We start from the raw sequence: 18,025 nt of genomic DNA on the forward strand, positions 1-18,025 counted from the left end.
AAGCAGGGGGGGTTCAACTCCAATACGTCCCACCAGATTTTACAGATAGTAAAACTGGGGTGTTAGCTCAGTTGGTTTAGAGCACCTGCCTTACAAGCAGGGGGTCACTGGTTCGAATCCAGTACGCCCCACAGTCAAAAAAAGGACATACGTAATACGTGTGTCCTTTTTTTATGCCTAAATATCTGGTTAATAATTTTTTACAAAAAAAATAACACCAATATTGTTGAATAGTCATATATAGTTCTAACTTTGCACCGCAAATAATCACAGTTAAATTATTTGCTTCAAATGGCTATCGATCCAAGTAAAGTTTTGTATGAAGCACTCACATACGATGACGTGCTATTAAGACCTGGTTTCTCTGAAATCCTACCTAGAGAGACAACTACAAAAACAATGTTAACAAAAAACATTGCGTTGAATATTCCTTTAGTATCAGCTGCAATGGATACTGTAACAGAAGCTGAGTTAGCTATCGCAATGGCATTGGAAGGAGGTTTAGGCTTCATCCACAAAAACATGACCATTCAACAACAAGCTTCCCAAGTACGAAAAGTCAAGCGTTCGCAATCAGGAATGATTTTGGACCCAGTTACCTTAACTGCGAACAAAACATTATTTGAAGCAAACGAGTTAATGAGAGAATACAAAATCGGAGGTATTCCAGTAGTTGACGAAGAAGGACTTCTAATCGGTATTTTAACAAACAGAGACCTTCGTTTCCAGAAGGACTTAGGCATCGCTGTTAAGGATGTGATGACAAAGGAAAACCTTATCACAGCAGCAGATGGTATCACATTAGACGAGGCTCAAGAGATTCTTCAAGAGCATAAAATCGAAAAACTTCCAATCGTAAGTAAATCAAACAAGTTAGTTGGTTTGGTTACGTATAGAGATATTCTTAAGAATAAGAACAGACCAAACGCTTGTAAAGATCAGTACGGTCGTTTAAGAGTAGGTGCTGCAATTGGTGTTACTGCAGACCTTATGGAGAGAGTTGCTGAATTAAAAGCAGCAGGTGTTGATGTAGTAGGTTTAGATACTGCACACGGTCACTCAAAAGGTGTAATTGATGCCTTAAAGAGAATCAAGAAGGAATTTCCAGATTTAGATGTTATCGTAGGTAACATTGCTACAGCAGAAGCAGCAGAAATGTTGGCAGATGCAGGTGCTGATGGTATCAAAGTAGGTGTTGGACCAGGTTCAATCTGTACTACACGTGTAATCGCAGGTGTTGGTGTACCTCAGTTATCAGCAGTATTCGAAGCAGCTTCAGTATTAAGAGAGAGAGGTATTCCTTTCATCGCTGATGGTGGTATTCGTTTCTCAGGTGACTTAGTAAAGGCAATTGCTGGTGGTGCTGACGTAGTAATGATTGGTTCATTATTAGCAGGTACTGACGAGGCTCCTGGTGATATGATTATCTTCGAAGGACGTAAGTTCAAATCATATAGAGGTATGGGTTCTGTAGAAGCAATGAACCAAGGTTCTAAAGACCGTTACTTCCAAGATGCAGAAGATGACATCAAAAAATTAGTACCAGAAGGAATTGCTGGACGTGTACCTTACAAAGGACGTGTTGAGGAAGTTCTTTATCAATTGGTAGGTGGATTAAAAGCAGGTATGGGTTACTGTGGTGCTGGATCTATCGATCAGTTGAAAGATGCTAAATTTGTGAAGATTACAGGTGCAGGTGTGAAAGAATCACATCCACACGATATCACAATTACAAGAGAAGCTCCAAACTACTCTTCTAAAGGGTAAGTTTTAGTTGCATAAAATTAAGAGAGGTCAGGCAGTGCTTGACCTCTTTTTTTTTGCCTTGAAATTTTTGAGATGAAATAAGGTTCATTTAAGAAGCAGGATAAATGAATATACATGTTTTGTAGACCCATAATTGAAATTATGGGCTTTTTGGAAGATATCTCATTTATCAACTCTTGATCATAATATTTGACTTATCCATATATTAATGGATGTAGTACTTATAGGTCATTGAAACATATCAAGTATAAAAGAAGTATAACTTCCTGCAAAAGATGGAGAAATACTAAATATTTACTTTTTCATTCATCATTCTTAACGCTTCATTCAAAATATCTCTTTTCTTTTGTCCTACTACTTATGTATATTTGCTATAATATTGAGCAATTTAGTGTTTAAAATAAACGCAATAAGGTTATGATGGGAGCCGTACCTTTGTCGGAGAGAATGAGACCAAAATCAGTTTTTGATGTGGTAGGACAGCGTCACCTTTTAGGAGATGACGGTGTTTTTAGAAGAATGGTGGAAAGCAAGACCATTCCCTCAATGATTCTTTGGGGCCCTCCAGGTGTAGGCAAAACAACTTTAGCAAGACTATTAGCTGAGGCAACAGGTAGACCTTTTAAGACGTTGAGTGCGGTAAGTGCAGGAGTTAAGGAAGTAAGAGAAGTCATCAAGGAAGCTACTTATGCCTATGGCACTATTTTATTTATTGATGAGATTCACCGCTTCAGTAAATCACAGCAAGATGCTTTGTTGAATGCTGTCGAGAAAGGTATTATTGTTTTGGTGGGTGCAACTACCGAAAATCCTTCTTTTGAAGTGAATTCAGCCTTGATCTCTAGAAGTCAAGTCTACGTATTAGAATCTTTGGATAAGAAAGATTTATTAGAATTGGTGAATAGAGCTATCAAAGAGGATCCTTATCTTAAAAAGAAAACCATACAGCTAAAAGAAACTTACAATCTCCTAAGATACTCTGGTGGAGACGCAAGAAGGCTATTAAACCTCCTTGAACTTTCAGTGGATGCCGCAAAAGAAGAGGAAGGTGAAATTATCATTACAGATGAATTAGTCGCCATGGTTGCACAACAACGTGCGGCACGTTATGATAAAAAAGGAGAATCACATTATGATATCATCTCTGCTTTTATCAAATCGATCAGAGGTTCTGACCCGAATGCTGCAGTCTATTGGTTGGCAAGAATGATTGAAGGGGGAGAAGATCCTAAATTTATTGCAAGAAGATTGATTATTTCAGCTTCTGAAGATATCGGCAACGCCAATCCCAACGCTTTGTTGATTGCTAATAACTGTATGCAAGCTATTCAAAATATTGGAATGCCTGAAGGACGAATCGTTTTGTCTCAAGCAACAACTTATTTGGCTTGTTCACCCAAAAGTAATGCGGCTTATACAGCTATCAAAGATGCTCAAAAAGTTGTAAAAACGACAGGAGATTTACCAGTTCCATTACATTTAAGAAATGCATCTACCAAATTAATGAAAGAATTGGGTTACGCAGATGCATACATTTACCCTCATGATGATCCTCAAGGTTTTATTCCTCAAGAGTACATGCCAGAAGGTTTGGAAGGAAAAACGCTTTATAAACCAAAGGTAAATAGTAGGGAAAAGGAAATGATGAATAGGTTGCAGTTGATGTGGCAGAAGAAGTATAAGTATTGATTGATAATTATGATGATATTTCAAGAAATCTTAGATTTGAGATACACTAACAAACATTCAATCGTGGAAGCAAACCAAAGTCGTAATGGAATAATAAAAAAGAAGCTTTTAATATTCTTCATACTAAGCATAACTTGTATTTGTTGTCGAACTTTAGTTGATAATAGAAATATCTCTAATACATTTCCTGCAGAATATTTTTCGAGTTATGAAAAACTGGTTTTATATGAAAATGGATCATTTTTCTTATTGAATAATGGCTCAATGCTTGCACATCCGATTGAAGAATGTGATACGATTTCAAAAGGAGTTTGGAGGTTGAATGATCATCATAACTTAGTTTTAAATAGTATACCAAAACCAGATCCTAAATTTTCCCTTGAAAAGAATAGGTCTTCAAGTCGAGATAGTTTATATTTTTACATTGAGAAGCCTAATGAATCATTTGCATTAGCATTTGAAGTAATGATCAACAAAAAAAGAATTTTGACCATAAAAAAAGATAGGTTAGCAGTTTTGAAAAGTAGGTATATAAACAAAACAGGGGTGGATTTATTTGAGGTCTCTACCTTGCCTGATCATAAACTTCCATCTTACCCCATTTTTTCTGATAGTATAAATACAGATAGCTATAACTCCTTTGTTATTAAAATGCCTCAAATTGGTTTTTGCGATTATGAGTATCAAAACTTTGAAAGTGAAGAGGCAGAGTTTGTTGGTAAGAGAAAAATAGTATTAAACAATAAGGTTTTTATTCAAAATTAATTTCTTGATTAGATTATTAATATTCTCAATTTACTCTTAACAATCTAGAATAAGTGTTCAGAGTAGAATAACTTGGCCAAAACAACTATAACATCTTAGTCTATGCTATTATGAAAAAGCTACTATTGATTTTGATTATTTTCCTTAGTTTTTCGGATACCGTTTACTCAATGGCAATTCAAGATTCAATTTTTCTTTTGAAGGACTTAAAATATTTACCCATTGAGAAAGTCGATCGTATCATAGATTTGAGTGTAGAGTATAATACTATTACTGCAAAATATGATTCCATTAAAGGTAGAATTGATATTGAACAAATATTGATGATCGAGGAAAAGTTTAAAATAGAAATCAAAGAAGAATATTTAAGTTTAGAGAATAATTGTCAAAAAATAGAGTTGCTCTACTTGTTGAATAGTTTACATTGGGTTGCATATTATGATGATGAAGACTTTTTATTTCTTCTTTCTGAAGATGGATCATCATTGAATTGCGCTCCCGTTGGGTGTTTTTATGAAGGATTTGAGTCTTTAAGCTATGAAGAATCATTAAAATTGGATCTGAGATTAAGAAAAAGGGAGTTAGGTTGTGACTAGATAGATCAAAAAAGTAGAAACAAAAAAATGAGGTCTCTGACCAAGAGACCCCTCTCACAGATTAACTGTGATAAACCACCCAAATATTTTATATAATTATGCTGCTTTAATATTATCTCTACCCCAGATAGCGGCAGCTTCTGGAGATTCAAAAAGTTTTATTTTAAAACTGGTTTCATTTTCCAGCAAGTGTTCTAAATTAATCACTGAAAAACGTGTAAAAGGATCACAGTCATCCTCAATTATGACACCAAAATGTTGGACCTTCAATAATAATATCTTTGGGATAAACCAACTAACCAACCATGGGTTAGAAGACATCCATCCACTTTTTACAAATCTTGCATCCAGCAATACAACAGATGGCTTCCCACTTTGTATATCTTTCAGTGTACTTTCAAGGTGCTCATTAAAAGCATCTGGTTGAAAAAAGCCTCTCATGCGTATGGTGAGGGTGTTATTTCTACTATTGATATCTGTGGTAAAGCTGGTCATAATATTATTAGGTTTATTGTAAAACAGTTTTTCAGATTGTTTGCTTCTATTACATTAGTTTTCTTCTTTTTGTTCAATTATGGAATCATAAAGCATGTAATAGAATTTCAAATACAAATTCATTTTTTAATGAAAACTTAACCTTTTGATTTTTTCTATGACCTTGTTTTACTTCGAAAATGAGTGTTATTCTTGTTTTTCTTTAAAAAAGTGAATCAAGAGCTGAATTGCTTACATATAGTATTTTTACAAGAAAATGGCATTATAATAAAGAAGATTTAACTGCTTAATGTGTGAAATTAGAATAATACCACTTGTATATTTTAGTAGGAAATGCCCAAAAAACATCGATTTGAGAATTATTATGGAATAATCTCTACAATAAATTTAAGATACCTTTGAAATATCCTTAAATTTGGACCTTCAGAAAAGTGAACAAAATTTTATGGCACAAATAGATATTATTGAGAAATATTTTCCTGATTTAACTTCAGTACAAAAAAATCAATTTGCTCAATTAAGAGACCTTTATGCAGAGTGGAACGAGAAGGTAAATGTTATTTCTAGAAAAGATATAGATAACTTATACGAACGTCACGTATTGCATTCTTTGAGTATTGCAAAGATCATTGAGTTCAAGCCAGGAACTGAGATCTTGGATGTTGGAACAGGAGGTGGTTTTCCAGGAATTCCATTAGCCATATTTTTCCCCAATGTGAAATTTCACCTTGTGGACTCCATTGCCAAGAAAATCAACGTGGTGAACGAAATTGCGAAGACAATTGGTTTGACAAATGTGAAGGCGGAGCAAATGAGAGCTGAAAAAGTAGATGGAGAATATGATTTCGTCGTTTCTAGAGCTGTAACAAGAATTGATGTTCTTTTGAGATGGGTAAGATCAAAAGTAGCTTTCCAGCAAGGGCATGAATTGAATAATGGTATTATTTGTTTAAAAGGAGGAGATCTTACTGAGGAGTTCTCAAAATTAAACAAAAAGAAATACAAGTTGTTTGATATGAAAGATCTCTACGAAGAGGATTTCTTTGAGACAAAAAAGATCGCTTACGTTCCAGTTACGAAGAATAAATAATATATGCCGAAGGTATTAGGGGATTTTCAACGTCCTGTAAAGGACCAAATGATTGAATTCGAAAAGAAGTTCCGCTATTTTATGAAAAGCGATGTAGCACTCTTAGATCGTATCATGAGCTACATTGTGAAAAGTAAAGGAAAGCAGATGAGACCCATTATGGTGTTTTTAACTGCTGGAGCTACTGGACAAATTATTGATCAGACTTATAGAGGAGCCGCACTTATTGAACTGTTGCATACAGCCACTTTAGTACATGATGATGTGGTGGATGATGCAGATTATAGAAGAGGCTTTTTCTCTATAAAAGCTTTATGGAAGAATAAAACCGCCGTACTTGTTGGTGATTACTTATTGTCAAAGGGATTGTTATTATCCGTTGAGAATGAGGATTTCGAATTGCTGAAATATGTATCAACTGCCGTGAGGGAGATGAGCGAGGGAGAATTGATGCAGATTGAAAAGGCAAGACGACTGGACATTACGGAGGATGTTTATTTTGAAATCATCAGACAAAAAACAGCTACTTTGATTGCTGCTTGTACTGCTGTGGGTGCTTCATCAGCTGGAGCAACGCAAGAGATTGTGGACAGGATGAGACTGATGGGTGAAAAAATAGGTATTGCTTTCCAGATCAAAGATGATTTGTTTGATTACGGAACCGACGAAATTGGAAAACCTCTTGGTATAGATATTAAAGAAAAGAAAATGACCCTTCCTTTAATCTATGCATTGAATAATGCAGGATGGTTGAAAAAGAGAGAGATCATTTTTAAAATAAAAACTCAAAATACAAACCAAAAAGTGGTCCGTGAGATCATTGAGTTTGTAAGACAGTCGGGCGGTTTAGAATATGCAGAAAAAACCATGCATGAATACATCAAGGAAGGTAGAGCTATTCTTGATGAATTGCCTGATTCTGAATACCGTCAAGCTTTGCATGAGCTGATTACTTATGTAGTGGAGAGAAAGAAATAAGAAAAATGGGGCATAATAAGTCAGAATTATTGCATGAAGTAGGGCAGTTTGTGGCCCAATTGTCAAAAATGGGTGTGAAAGATGTGGTGCTTTCACCGGGTTCAAGAGTAGCACCATTGGCACTTGCTTTTGCGAGACATCCTGAGATCAATACACTATCTGTAAGTGATGAGCGTTCTGCCGCTTTTGTGGCAATGGGAATCGCCCAGCAAACTGAAAGGCCTGTAGTCATTGCATGTACTTCAGGAACCGCAGCGCTTAATTATACCCCAGCCATTACAGAAGCTTATTATCAGAGAATTCCTGTTATTGTAATTACTGCTGATCGCCCAACAGAATGGATTGATCAGTGGGACGGACAGACGATTCGTCAGAATAATATCTTTGGAAATCATATCAAGAAGAGTTTCCAAATGCCTGATGACCTCTCACATCCTGATGCTAAATGGTATAAGGAACGAATAGGAAATGAGGCAATGAATGAGGCGTTGTCTTATCCCCAAGGCCCTGTTCATATTAATTGGCCGTTAAGAGAACCTTTTTATCCTGATGCGGAAGAACAGTTTGCTTTTGATTCAACTTCAATAAGAGTAAGGAAAGAAATAAGTTCTGAACCTTATGTGGAAGAAGAAATTTGGGAAGAAGAATTGATTCCTTTATTACAAGAGCATAAAAAAATACTGATTGTAGCAGGACAAGGACAGTTTGATGAAGAAGTAGGAGAGAGCCTTTCGAGCTTACCATTTCCTGTGGCTTCAGATGTCATCTCAAATTATGGCCAATTAGATAATGCTACAGTGCACCAAGATGTATTCCTTACTCCTAATAAGAATACTGAATTACAACCCGATATATTAATCACTTTTGGTAAATCTGTTATTTCAAAAAATCTCAAACTGTTTTTGAGAAATAACAAACCAGTGGAACATTGGCATATACAGGAAGCTGGAGATGTACCTGATCCATTTATGGCATTGACAAAAGTGATTCGTTCCTCAGACGTATTGTTTTTTGATCAGTTAGGTTCTATCAATTTTGAAGAAGAAGAGTATGGTGAATACCTATCTTCTTGGAAAGAATACAATGATAGAGTAAAAGCACAGAAAACAGACTTCTTTGAATTACTTTCTTTTTCAGAGTTAGAGGTGGTAAATCATTTGATTAATTCACTTCCTGAAAATTCAACACTTCATCTTGCTAACAGTATGTCAGTGAGGTATGCTAATTTTATTGGTGTAGAAAGAGAGGATGTAAAAGTTTTTGCCAATAGAGGAACAAGCGGAATAGATGGAAGCACAAGTACTGCTATTGGTCATGCTATTGCGAATCCTGATGAACTTCATTTCTTGTTGACAGGAGACTTAGCTTTCTTTTATGACAGAAATGCTTTCTGGAATAATTACTTGCCATCAAATCTAAAAGTGGTTTTACTCAATAATCATGGTGGTGTTATTTTCAGAATGATTGACGGACCTGCAAGGCAACCTGAGTTAGGAGAGTATTTTGAGACAGAACAAAGAACCTCAGCAAAGTATCTTGCAGAAGAATATAAACTGAAGCATTGGGAAATTAATTCTAGAGAAGAGTTTTATTTTACATTTGATAATTTCCTTCAACCAAACTCACAAGCTTGTATTTATGAAGTGAAGAGTAATAAGGAAATCAGCAAAAATACTTTTAAGGCATTTAAGAGGGAAGGTATGAAATGGTAGCTTTTCCTCCCTGAAAATAAATTTCCAAAGCCATCTCATTGATCGAAATGAGGTGGCTTTTGTGTTTTTCATTAATATTAGTTGTAGGTGAATTCAATATAAATGAACGGTACGAGATTCAAATGTTAAATTTAACATAATTCATATTGGAATAGAAGATAGCCGTTATTGGAGTGTTTTTGATGACAAAATGTAACAATGCGAAAAAATCAAATTTTAATGTTAACTAAATGTTAACGAAAGAGTTTTGAAATGTTATTTACACTCTAAAATAGGATAATACTAAGAAATTATATTTTTATACTCAGTGTGTAAGGTAGTTAGTTGTAGTTTAAATAAATGTTAATGTTACGGTATTGTAAATAATTTTTAGGCTAATTTGTTAAAATATACACTATTACACTGTGTTATTGTAATAAAAAGTTGTGTTATAACAATATATTTCTCATGATTAGGTATAACAAAATTCATCGAAAGTAAATCTACTTATTAAATTTTTGAACTTTTTAGGGAGCAAACCTACAGTAATATGAGTATTATCAAGACTATTAAATTATTTTTTTCAGACAATCAGAAACCTGTAGAAAAAGTAAAGCATGAAAATGACGTTTTTGATCCAGTGGTCAACAAGGCTTATTATCAGCTTTTGAATCAGAGGATCCTCGAAAGAAAGGACAATTTAGACAAGCTTCAAAGAGCAGTGAAAGAGATGCAACACACGTTTAAAGAAAACCAAACGGAAGCATCACACATGGCTAATTTGAGGGCTCTAAATGCAATGATCGACTTAGAAGAACATCGTTTGGTGGAGGAGTTCTAAGAAAAGTTAAAGGTGAAAATGCCTTACCCTTCTCTTATACTTCCTATACGAAATATAATGTTACTATCTATAATTATCAGTCTAAATCAAAACAATCATCAGTCAAAACGTTCTGTTTTGAGTGTGTATACAACAATCTCTTTACAGTAAAACAGGGGTAAGTAGCAGAATGTAAAAAGTTCTGCTACTTTTTTTGTTTCCTGTTTTCTGTTGTAATTTCACCGTTTTAATGTACGATCATTGAATATGGAAGAAATTAGGCTGAAGACTTCATTTTATGAAGATATAGCATCTCAAAACCTTATTATACCCGAGTCTCTTTCGGAGACCAATTTTCAAGTTGTATTAAAAAACATCGATTCTTTTAATATTATCTCTATAAAAGGAAGGCTTCAAAGTCACGTCAAGTTTGTCAAAGAATCTAACAGAGAGGGCTTTTTCTCTTTTGTGTACATTCAATCTTCCTTTCGTTTTTTACCTCAACGTAACAACCCCAATGATTATCAGCATAGTGAAGAGCAATGGAGTTATTTTTCAAATTGTCAAGAGGAGGAATACCTTTACTTTGATGAGGATAAGGAACTTGCACTGACCGTTATCACATTTCCATCCATCCATATGCTGAGGTACATTCATGAGAATCAAACTTTAAGAAATACTTTTGAGGAAGTTAGAGATGGTTTTTTAATGTTTAAAAAAAATGAACAGGATACTGTAGCTAAGCTTAGTAGTTTTTTGGAAAACAAAGAAGCCTGTGATGTTTTCAAAAAATATTCAGACCTCTATTTGCTGATTTATGACTTTGTGAGTTTTTTGGTAGAAAGAGTAGAAAATAAATGCTTCCCTAAGTATTATTCTTCTAATGATATTGATAAAACATTTAGAGTTAAAAAATACTTAGAGCAGAATTATGAGTCTAAAAGTGAACCTCATGATTTGGAAAAAGTAGCAGGTTTTGGGTATAGTAAATTGAGGAAATTATTTAAAGAAACCTTTGGGGTAACTGTGCTACAGTATGCCAATGATTATAAGTTGCAATTGGCTTACACATGGTTGCAGGAGGGGAAACATAATGTATCTGATTGTACTTATGGATTAGGTTTTATAAGCGTTACCCATTTTGGAAGAATGTTTAAAGAGAAGTTTGGTATTCAACCGAGTAAAGTCTACAAGTTTGGGTAAAAAAGAAAGAGTGATGAGTTCAATTTCGTAATAATACTGATTTACTCATCACTCTGCTAGTTATTTATAAAGGGGCTCGCCGTTAGAATCAGTCGTAAGGACATTACTCATAAAGTCAAAGAATGGTCTGATTTCTATAAATGCGTTCATTACTTTTTCCATATAATCAGGAGCCATTACTTCTTCATCAGTTAAAGTTCTGAAAAAGATAAATTGCTTTTTACGGATTAAATCAATAGCAGGATCATTTTTATCAAAGCCTCTTGGTGCAGACTTTAATTCTTCTCCATACATTTCACCGAAAGTTTCTTTGAACGAAGGAGCATCTATGATATTTCTTAATTCTGTAGCATCATAAGAAAGTTCTTCTCTTATTCGCTTTAGATCATCTGTATTAGGACCATAAAAACCACCTCCCACTATAGATTTATTACCGGGCTCAATATGCAGATAATAGCCTCCTCTTAATAGAGGTTTTACTCTTGCAAAATAACCACTGAAATGCTTTTTATAAGGAGATTTGTCCTTAGAAAAACGTACATCTCTATAAATTCTATAAATCTTATGACCATCAATCTGATCAGTTTGAGATAATTCATCCTGAACTGACTGAAATAATTCTTTTACCGTTTTATGATGCTTTTGGTAAGTGGGTTTGTTTTCATTAAACCACTCTCTATTATTATTTTCTTCCAAATCTTTGAGGAATTGGAAAAGTTCTTCTGTTATCATTTTATGTAGATTAGTGAACTAATGTATAGTAATGGGCGAAAATCTCCTCTAAATCTTCTTTCTTGTTGATTTTTAATTTATTTGATTTCGCAAACTTATGAATTTTACCCTTTAGCTTCCCAAATATTAAGAAGAACTGTTTTTCCTTGCTTGATATACCAACAAGTTGTCCTTCTTTTCTTTGGTAAAGTTTAAATTCACTCCAAATGTATTGATCCTTTTGGGAATTACCATTGTCATTTTTTCCCTTTTTAATCAAAATTTTATCTCTCTTCTTATAGATTTGAAAATTCTCATCTAAATAGATTACTTCAAGATAAAGTTGTTCTCCATTAATGGAACATCTTTCAAATTGAGTGACTACGTTATCTACTTTCCATTCAAAAAAAAGAACCTTCTGTTTATCCACTACAATCATATGTTCAGCATTTTTCATGTGCCAAAGTTGATCATTGTTGGTATTGAAGCGGAGGAGTACATTATTGAAATCGGTGTTGTCAGTTGTGGTGACCGTACCTAAGTTCCATCCTTCATTGTAAAAAGGGGTTCCATCAAAATTTTCTTCATGTAAGAGAGAAACATCTTTTACAGTAGATGAAGCATAATCTAAAAGATTCTTATTTTCAGCTACTTGAGCATAAATAGAAGTGCTTATTAAAAGCAATAGCAATGATAAATAATAATTTTTCATAATGTGTTGATAGAAAGTTAAGCTTAGAAATTAGATTGAAATTGTTGTACAAGATAAGGATTAAATTTATATTCATTTTTCAGTAAATCATGATTTTTTAAACTATGTCTGCAACAACGGTATTTATTGTTATTTTTCTCTATTTCTCTTTTTTAATGTTGATCTCTTTTCTGACTTCAGAGAAAGGGGAGAACCAATCCAATTCTTTTTTTACAGCCAACCGAAATTCAAAATGGTATTTAGTAGCTTACGGGATGGTAGGGGCTACATTATCAGGAGTTACTTTTATTTCTGTACCTGGAATGGTAGCCAAATCAGGTTGGAGTTATTTACAGTTCATGATGGGAAATATGGTAGGATATGCTTTGATAGCGTATTTATTAATTCCTTTATTTTACAATAAAAAGTTGATTTCAATTTATCAATACCTGAAAACCAGATTTGGTATTGTAAGTTATAAAACGGGTTCCTTTTTCTTTTTGGTGTCACAAACTATCGGAGCGGCCTTTCGATTATACTTGGCGGCCATGGTGCTTCAAATCGCTTTTTTTGATGCATTCAATATCCCATTTGCAGTTTCAGTGCTGATCACAATAATATTGATTTGGTTGTATACATTTAAAGGTGGAATTAAGACTATTGTCTGGACAGATACTTTGCAGACCACTTTCTTGATCTTAGCCGCTATTTGGACTATTTATACCATTTCATCTTCATTGGATATAAATATGGGAAGCATGATTTCTACTGTTTGGGAGAGTCAAATGTCATCAATTTTTGTTTGGGATTGGAAAGCCGGTAACTTCTTCTGGAAACAGTTTTTTGCGGGGATTTTTATTACAATCTCCATGAATGGCTTGGATCAAAATATTATGCAGAAGAACCTGACATGTAAAACAGTGGGTGAGGCTCAGAAAAATGTGTTGTGGTTTGCGTTGGCCTTTTTTATTGCGACAGTAGTTTTCTTGATTCTTGGAGTGCTGTTGTATGAGTATACTTCCTATAATGGTATTCAGGTGCCTGAAAGGTCTGATGAACTTTACCCGCTTTTGGCTTTGAATCACTTTGGTTTATTCACTGCAATCGTTTTTTTATTGGGAATAATTGCGGCTGCTTTTTCGAGTGCAGATTCTGCATTGACGGCATTAACAACGGCCTTTTGTATTGACTTTTTATCTATGGATGAAAACCCTCAACAAAATAATAGAAGAAGAAAATTGGTTCATTTTGGTTTCTCTATGATCTTGTTCTTGGTTATTGTAGGTTTTAGAATATTGAATGATGATACTGTGGTTTCTTCTGTATTTAAGGCGGCAGGATATACCTATGGTCCTTTGTTAGGGTTATTTGTTTATGGCATTTATTCTAAAAAGAAAGTAAAAGACAAGTATGTGGTCTATTTATGTTTACTTTCACCTGTACTTTCTTATGTCATTAATACCTATTCAAAAGAGCTGTTTTTTGGTTATCAATTTGGTTTTGAAATCTTATTAGTAAATGCTCTGATTACCATTTTAGGTCTACGCATTTTATCCCTCCAAAAAGGGACAATGAACTAAGTTCGTAAAGGAAAATAGGTAGTTAGTATGCAAAACTGCTCCAGTGGTCTAAAATTATTGACTATAATAAGTGCTTAAAGTACATTTATTATTCAATAATGAAACGACAAGCAATGAACAAATCTGAACGCATACTATCACTTGATATTTTCCGAGGCTTAACGGTTATTCTTATGATTTTAGTGAATAATCCGGGGTCTTGGTTAGCAATTTATGCTCCTTTTCAACATGCTCATTGGCATGGATGTACACCTACTGATTTAGTTTTTCCCTTCTTTCTTTTTATAGTTGGAGTTTCCATTAGTTTCTCAATGGCTAAAGTAAAAGGAGATCCATTGAAAAGACCTATCGCTATGCGAAAGGCGTTATGGAGAGGTGCAAAACTGATTGGTATTGGACTGTTCTTGGGGCTCTTTCCACTTTTTAATTTTTCTGAAATGAGGATTCCAGGCGTTCTGCAAAGAATAGGAGTGGTCTTTATGATTACTTCAGCCTTGTATTTATATGCTGATAGAAAAACAATCATTGCTACTTTCGTAAGCATTTTGGTGGTGTATTGGTTAGCTATGGTATTTGTGCCAATTCCTGAGATAGGAACACCTAATATTGACGATCCAAACGCAGTACTTTCAGCCTACATTGATCAATTGTTTTTTAAAGGGCATATGTGGTCTGGTACAAAAACATGGGATCCTGAGGGCTTATTTTCAACATTTCCTGCAATCGGAACAGCAATTCTAGGCTTATTCTCTGGAGAAATTGTAAAGCAGAATAAAGGAAATGAAGTTGTGAAAAAGCTATTTCTACTAGGTGTAGTAAGTGTTGTAATAGGTCAAGTTTGGAGTATCATTTTCCCTATTAATAAGAGTTTATGGACTTCTTCATATGTATTGTATACCGGAGGTTTGGGAGCGATCGCATTAGGTTTATCCTTTTATTTGTTTGATGTGAAAAAACTAGGGAGGAATCAGGTATTACTACCAAAGGCGTTTGGTTTGAATCCAATGGCGGCTTATGTTCTTGCACAAATGATAGCGAGCTTAATAGGAGTGATTTCTATAGGAGACACTACCATCAAGGCACATTTATTTGCAATGATTACAATTGATTCAATTCCGTTAGAAGCAAGTAGTTTATTGTTTGCGGTCCTCTATGTAGCATTCATCAGTATTCCAATTTTAATTCTATATAGAAAAAATATAGTCATCAAAGTATAAAAGATATAATATCGATTTTTCATCAGGGTTAATTTTCAATTGAAGATTAGCCCTTTTTTGTTTACGTGAAACACCAATAAAGTCTATTTTCGAAAATCACTCACCATTCTCTCATTTTCTTTGATTACCTTTAATAATGTACAGATTAAGAAATTTCATTTGATTAATTATAAATGATAAACCTATTAAAAGACAGCAAAAAAGGAACTTTCATGGTGTTGTTTACAATGAGTGTGGTTCTAATTTTTGGTATACTTTTTACGTTGATGTTGTTATTTGAAAATCAACAAATTCTCTTTGATAGTCAGGTAAATAGATATAATTCTTATCGATTAGGAGATGCTTTGAAACAGAGTGATGACCTGCTGACTGAATACTGTAAAAACTATGTAGTAACGCAAGATAGTATCTGGGAGGAAAGGTATTGGGAGGTAGTAGCAATGCGTGAGGGGAATATTCCACAAGGAAGTGGCTGGACCAGATCTATCCTTGATAGTATGTATCACATGGGGTTTTCTGAAGAAGAGTTTAGTCTTTTAAAAGAAGCGCTAGACAATTCCAATCAATTGATCGAAAAAGAGACAATGGCGTTTAATGCATCAAAAGGAATCTTTCAAGATAGTCTCAATCATTATACAGTGAAAGGGGAAGCCAATACGCCTCTTGCTTTGGAAATATTGCATGGTAAAGAGTATTTGTTGCTGAAGAAAGAAATTGCTGAACCGCTGATTAAATTTGAAAGTCTAATTGAAACTAGAACAAAATCAACGGTAGAAAAATACAGAGATAAAGGAGAATTTCTACTTCTGCTTACGCTTTTATTTATTATCGTAGCCATTCTGATTTCATTTATTACCTATTCAATGATTATCAAAAGGCTTAATCAAAAAGAAGAACTTGCAAATGAACTGGAAGCGAGAAGTAATGAACAGGCATGCCTGTATAGAGTCTCTCAGTTGCTTGAAAATACAGATAAAAGTATAGAGCACGTTTTAGAATCCACTGTTTTTATTATCCCTTACGGCTTGAAACATGCTGATGATTCTTTTGCTAGAATCACTTTTAAAACCAACACTTATATATCCATTAATTTTAAGGAGACAGATATAAAACAGGAAGTTCCGATTATTATTAGGGGTGAAGTGTTGGGCAAGATTGAAGTGTTTTATAATGACAACAATGAAATCAGTAATGAAGTAAAGCATTTGATTGAAACAATTGCGTCTCTGTTGTCTAATTTTTATGAGAGAAATACCTATTTCAAAAACCTTAAAGAAACCAATAGTAGTCTTCAAAAAGAAATACAATTAAAAGAGGCAACAGCTGTTGAGTTAAGGAAAAGTGATGAGCGTTTCAATCTTTCAACAAAAGCCAACAATTCAGGAATTTGGGATTTAGATGTTCAATCAGGTGTATGCTATTGGTCTCCCATTCATTACCAGGTTTTAGGATACGATGAGGGGGAAATTATTCCGACAATTGATTTTATTCGGAGTATAATTCATCCTGAAGACCAATCATCTTTTGATCAGCATTTCAATGCACATATACATCAAGGAATGCCTTTAGATTATGAGGCCCGTTTCAATACCAAACAAAAAGAAATCAAATGGTATCATATCACCGGTGCTTCTTCAAGAAATGAAATTGGAGTTTCCACAAGAATTGTAGGTACATTTACAGACATCACCGGTAAAAAAGAAGCGGCAACAGCTTTATTGGAAAAGGAACAACAATTACAATATGCATTGGATGTTTCGAATGAAGGCATATGGGAAATTTTCAAAGGGGTGGATAAAATACTTTTCAGTGAAAGGTGCTACTCTATGCTGGGTTTTGATCATAATGATGAAGGGGAGAATCAAAATCAATTCTGGCAAACCATTATTCCATTAGAAGAGCAAAGTAAGGCATTGATCAGTCAGAAAAAGGAAATTCAGGAAGAAGGAATCCATGATAGCATTTACAGAGTGAGAACTAAGGATGACGATTATAAGTGGATTCATACCAAAGGTAAAGCTGTAGAATTTGACGCCGATCAGACGCCAATCCGTATTGTGGGCACTATGTCTGACATTACGGAACGTATGAAACAAGAGGAGAAAATTGTAAATGCTGTATTAGAGACAGAGGACAAAGAGAGGAGCAGAATTGCTAGAGAAATTCATGATGGCTTACAACAGACCATGACCACATCACTGATGAGCTTTGAGAAGTTGAGGTCCTCATTGTCATTTCAAAATGAAACAGAAAATGAGCGTTTCCAGTTAGGTTATAAATATTTGAAAAATGCAATCGAAGAGAGCAGAACATTGGCGTATAATCTTATGCCAAAAGTGGTAGATGAAAATGGAATAGTAGAAGCGATAAATGCTTTATTAACGGCTATACAGCCTTCTACCAAAACAGCTTTTATATTTGATCAAAACCTAAATGAAATCCGATTGAAGTTATCTATTGAAATGACGCTTTATCGGATTACTCAAGAAGCTATTAATAATGTCATAAAGTACGCAGATGCAGAAAAATGTACCATTCAATTGTTAAAGCATTCTGATGTTCTTCTGCTGACAATTGATGATAATGGCGTGGGGTTTGAACGAGTTGCAACGCATAAGACATTTGGCATTAATAGCATGAGGACACGAGCTGAATCTCTTGGAGCTTACTTTGAGATTAATAGTCAGAAGGGTAGAGGAACACAGATTTTAGTTGAATTACCATTGAAGTAA

Annotated in this window: 15 protein-coding genes and 1 tRNA gene; 13 read left to right on the top strand and 3 right to left on the bottom strand. The window is 34.3% G+C overall.

Going from position 1 to position 18,025, the window contains the following annotated elements; all coding sequences use genetic code 11:
- Nucleotides 1-56 precede the first annotated feature (56 nt).
- The 5 genes from AVL50_RS28085 to AVL50_RS28105 all read left to right on the top strand — a co-directional run bounded on the left by AVL50_RS28085 (nt 57) and on the right by AVL50_RS28105 (nt 4,817).
- A tRNA-Val gene (locus tag AVL50_RS28085) sits at nt 57-131 on the top strand.
- 160 nt (nt 132-291) lie between these two features.
- Nucleotides 292-1,767 carry an IMP dehydrogenase gene (gene guaB / locus AVL50_RS28090; RefSeq protein WP_062620633.1) on the top strand — a complete coding sequence of 492 codons (1,476 nt, stop codon included), beginning with the start codon at nt 292-294 and terminating at the stop codon, nt 1,765-1,767.
- 420 nt (nt 1,768-2,187) lie between these two features.
- Complete coding sequence (locus AVL50_RS28095) at nt 2,188-3,456, top strand: replication-associated recombination protein A (protein ID WP_062620635.1); 1,269 nt, start codon at nt 2,188-2,190, stop codon at nt 3,454-3,456.
- Nucleotides 3,457-3,519: 63 nt separating this feature from the next.
- Entirely contained in the window at nt 3,520-4,221 is a 702-nt protein-coding gene (locus AVL50_RS28100; protein WP_157491629.1) for a hypothetical protein, read from the top strand.
- Nucleotides 4,222-4,331: 110 nt separating this feature from the next.
- Nucleotides 4,332-4,817, top strand: coding sequence for a hypothetical protein (locus tag AVL50_RS28105; protein ID WP_157491631.1), 486 nt, complete (start codon nt 4,332-4,334; stop codon nt 4,815-4,817).
- Nucleotides 4,818-4,913: 96 nt separating this feature from the next.
- On the opposite strand, the gene AVL50_RS28110 is transcribed toward AVL50_RS28105, so the two are convergent.
- Entirely contained in the window at nt 4,914-5,312 is a 399-nt protein-coding gene (locus tag AVL50_RS28110) for a hypothetical protein (RefSeq protein WP_157491633.1), read from the bottom strand.
- Between the two features lie 445 nt (nt 5,313-5,757).
- On the opposite strand from AVL50_RS28110, the gene rsmG reads away from it, so the two are divergent.
- The 5 genes from rsmG to AVL50_RS28140 all read left to right on the top strand — a co-directional run bounded on the left by rsmG (nt 5,758) and on the right by AVL50_RS28140 (nt 11,094).
- Nucleotides 5,758-6,402 (top strand): 16S rRNA (guanine(527)-N(7))-methyltransferase RsmG, encoded by a 645-nt coding sequence (gene rsmG / locus AVL50_RS28120; RefSeq protein ID WP_062621071.1) that lies wholly within the window; start codon nt 5,758-5,760, stop codon nt 6,400-6,402.
- A gap of 3 nt (nt 6,403-6,405) precedes the next feature.
- Entirely contained in the window at nt 6,406-7,380 is a 975-nt protein-coding gene (locus AVL50_RS28125) for a polyprenyl synthetase family protein (protein WP_062620644.1), read from the top strand.
- Nucleotides 7,381-7,385: 5 nt separating this feature from the next.
- The gene (gene menD / locus AVL50_RS28130; protein ID WP_062620646.1) at nt 7,386-9,092 is read left to right on the top strand and encodes a 2-succinyl-5-enolpyruvyl-6-hydroxy-3-cyclohexene-1-carboxylic-acid synthase; all 1,707 of its coding nucleotides are present in this window, start codon (nt 7,386-7,388) and stop codon (nt 9,090-9,092) included.
- 529 nt (nt 9,093-9,621) lie between these two features.
- Nucleotides 9,622-9,912, top strand: a complete 291-nt coding sequence (locus AVL50_RS28135) for a hypothetical protein (RefSeq protein ID WP_062620648.1) — start codon at nt 9,622-9,624, stop codon at nt 9,910-9,912.
- A 246-nt stretch (nt 9,913-10,158) separates the two neighbouring features.
- Complete coding sequence (locus AVL50_RS28140) at nt 10,159-11,094, top strand: helix-turn-helix transcriptional regulator (RefSeq protein WP_062620650.1); 936 nt, start codon at nt 10,159-10,161, stop codon at nt 11,092-11,094.
- 60 nt (nt 11,095-11,154) lie between these two features.
- Here AVL50_RS28140 and AVL50_RS28145 read toward each other — a convergent pair whose 3' ends face one another.
- Both AVL50_RS28145 and AVL50_RS28150 read right to left on the bottom strand, forming a co-directional pair.
- Entirely contained in the window at nt 11,155-11,826 is a 672-nt protein-coding gene (locus tag AVL50_RS28145; protein WP_062620652.1) for a DUF2461 domain-containing protein, read from the bottom strand.
- A 10-nt stretch (nt 11,827-11,836) separates the two neighbouring features.
- Nucleotides 11,837-12,517 (bottom strand): hypothetical protein, encoded by a 681-nt coding sequence (locus tag AVL50_RS28150; RefSeq protein ID WP_062620654.1) that lies wholly within the window; start codon nt 12,515-12,517, stop codon nt 11,837-11,839.
- A gap of 104 nt (nt 12,518-12,621) precedes the next feature.
- Between AVL50_RS28150 and AVL50_RS28155 the strand changes: the two genes are divergently transcribed.
- The 3 genes from AVL50_RS28155 to AVL50_RS28165 all read left to right on the top strand — a co-directional run bounded on the left by AVL50_RS28155 (nt 12,622) and on the right by AVL50_RS28165 (nt 18,025).
- The gene (locus AVL50_RS28155; protein ID WP_062620655.1) at nt 12,622-14,076 is read left to right on the top strand and encodes a sodium:solute symporter; all 1,455 of its coding nucleotides are present in this window, start codon (nt 12,622-12,624) and stop codon (nt 14,074-14,076) included.
- Nucleotides 14,077-14,174: 98 nt separating this feature from the next.
- Entirely contained in the window at nt 14,175-15,293 is a 1,119-nt protein-coding gene (locus AVL50_RS28160) for an acyltransferase family protein (protein ID WP_062620656.1), read from the top strand.
- A gap of 173 nt (nt 15,294-15,466) precedes the next feature.
- Complete coding sequence (locus tag AVL50_RS28165; protein ID WP_062620657.1) at nt 15,467-18,025, top strand: PAS domain-containing protein; 2,559 nt, start codon at nt 15,467-15,469, stop codon at nt 18,023-18,025.

The organism is Flammeovirga sp. SJP92 (genome assembly GCF_001583495.1).
Taxonomy (GTDB): Bacteria; Bacteroidota; Bacteroidia; order Cytophagales; family Flammeovirgaceae; genus Flammeovirga.

Coding starts and splice junctions, on each gene's coding strand:
- guaB (WP_062620633.1), top strand. CDS start 292: ATGGCTATCGATCCAAGTAAAGTTTTGTATGAAGCACTCACATACGAT.
- AVL50_RS28095 (WP_062620635.1), top strand. CDS start 2,188: ATGGGAGCCGTACCTTTGTCGGAGAGAATGAGACCAAAATCAGTTTTT.
- AVL50_RS28105 (WP_157491631.1), top strand. CDS start 4,332: ATGAAAAAGCTACTATTGATTTTGATTATTTTCCTTAGTTTTTCGGAT.
- AVL50_RS28110 (WP_157491633.1), bottom strand. CDS start 5,312: ATGACCAGCTTTACCACAGATATCAATAGTAGAAATAACACCCTCACC.
- rsmG (WP_062621071.1), top strand. CDS start 5,758: ATGGCACAAATAGATATTATTGAGAAATATTTTCCTGATTTAACTTCA.
- AVL50_RS28125 (WP_062620644.1), top strand. CDS start 6,406: ATGCCGAAGGTATTAGGGGATTTTCAACGTCCTGTAAAGGACCAAATG.
- menD (WP_062620646.1), top strand. CDS start 7,386: ATGGGGCATAATAAGTCAGAATTATTGCATGAAGTAGGGCAGTTTGTG.
- AVL50_RS28135 (WP_062620648.1), top strand. CDS start 9,622: ATGAGTATTATCAAGACTATTAAATTATTTTTTTCAGACAATCAGAAA.
- AVL50_RS28140 (WP_062620650.1), top strand. CDS start 10,159: ATGGAAGAAATTAGGCTGAAGACTTCATTTTATGAAGATATAGCATCT.
- AVL50_RS28145 (WP_062620652.1), bottom strand. CDS start 11,826: ATGATAACAGAAGAACTTTTCCAATTCCTCAAAGATTTGGAAGAAAAT.
- AVL50_RS28150 (WP_062620654.1), bottom strand. CDS start 12,517: ATGAAAAATTATTATTTATCATTGCTATTGCTTTTAATAAGCACTTCT.
- AVL50_RS28155 (WP_062620655.1), top strand. CDS start 12,622: ATGTCTGCAACAACGGTATTTATTGTTATTTTTCTCTATTTCTCTTTT.
- AVL50_RS28160 (WP_062620656.1), top strand. CDS start 14,175: ATGAAACGACAAGCAATGAACAAATCTGAACGCATACTATCACTTGAT.
- AVL50_RS28165 (WP_062620657.1), top strand. CDS start 15,467: ATGATAAACCTATTAAAAGACAGCAAAAAAGGAACTTTCATGGTGTTG.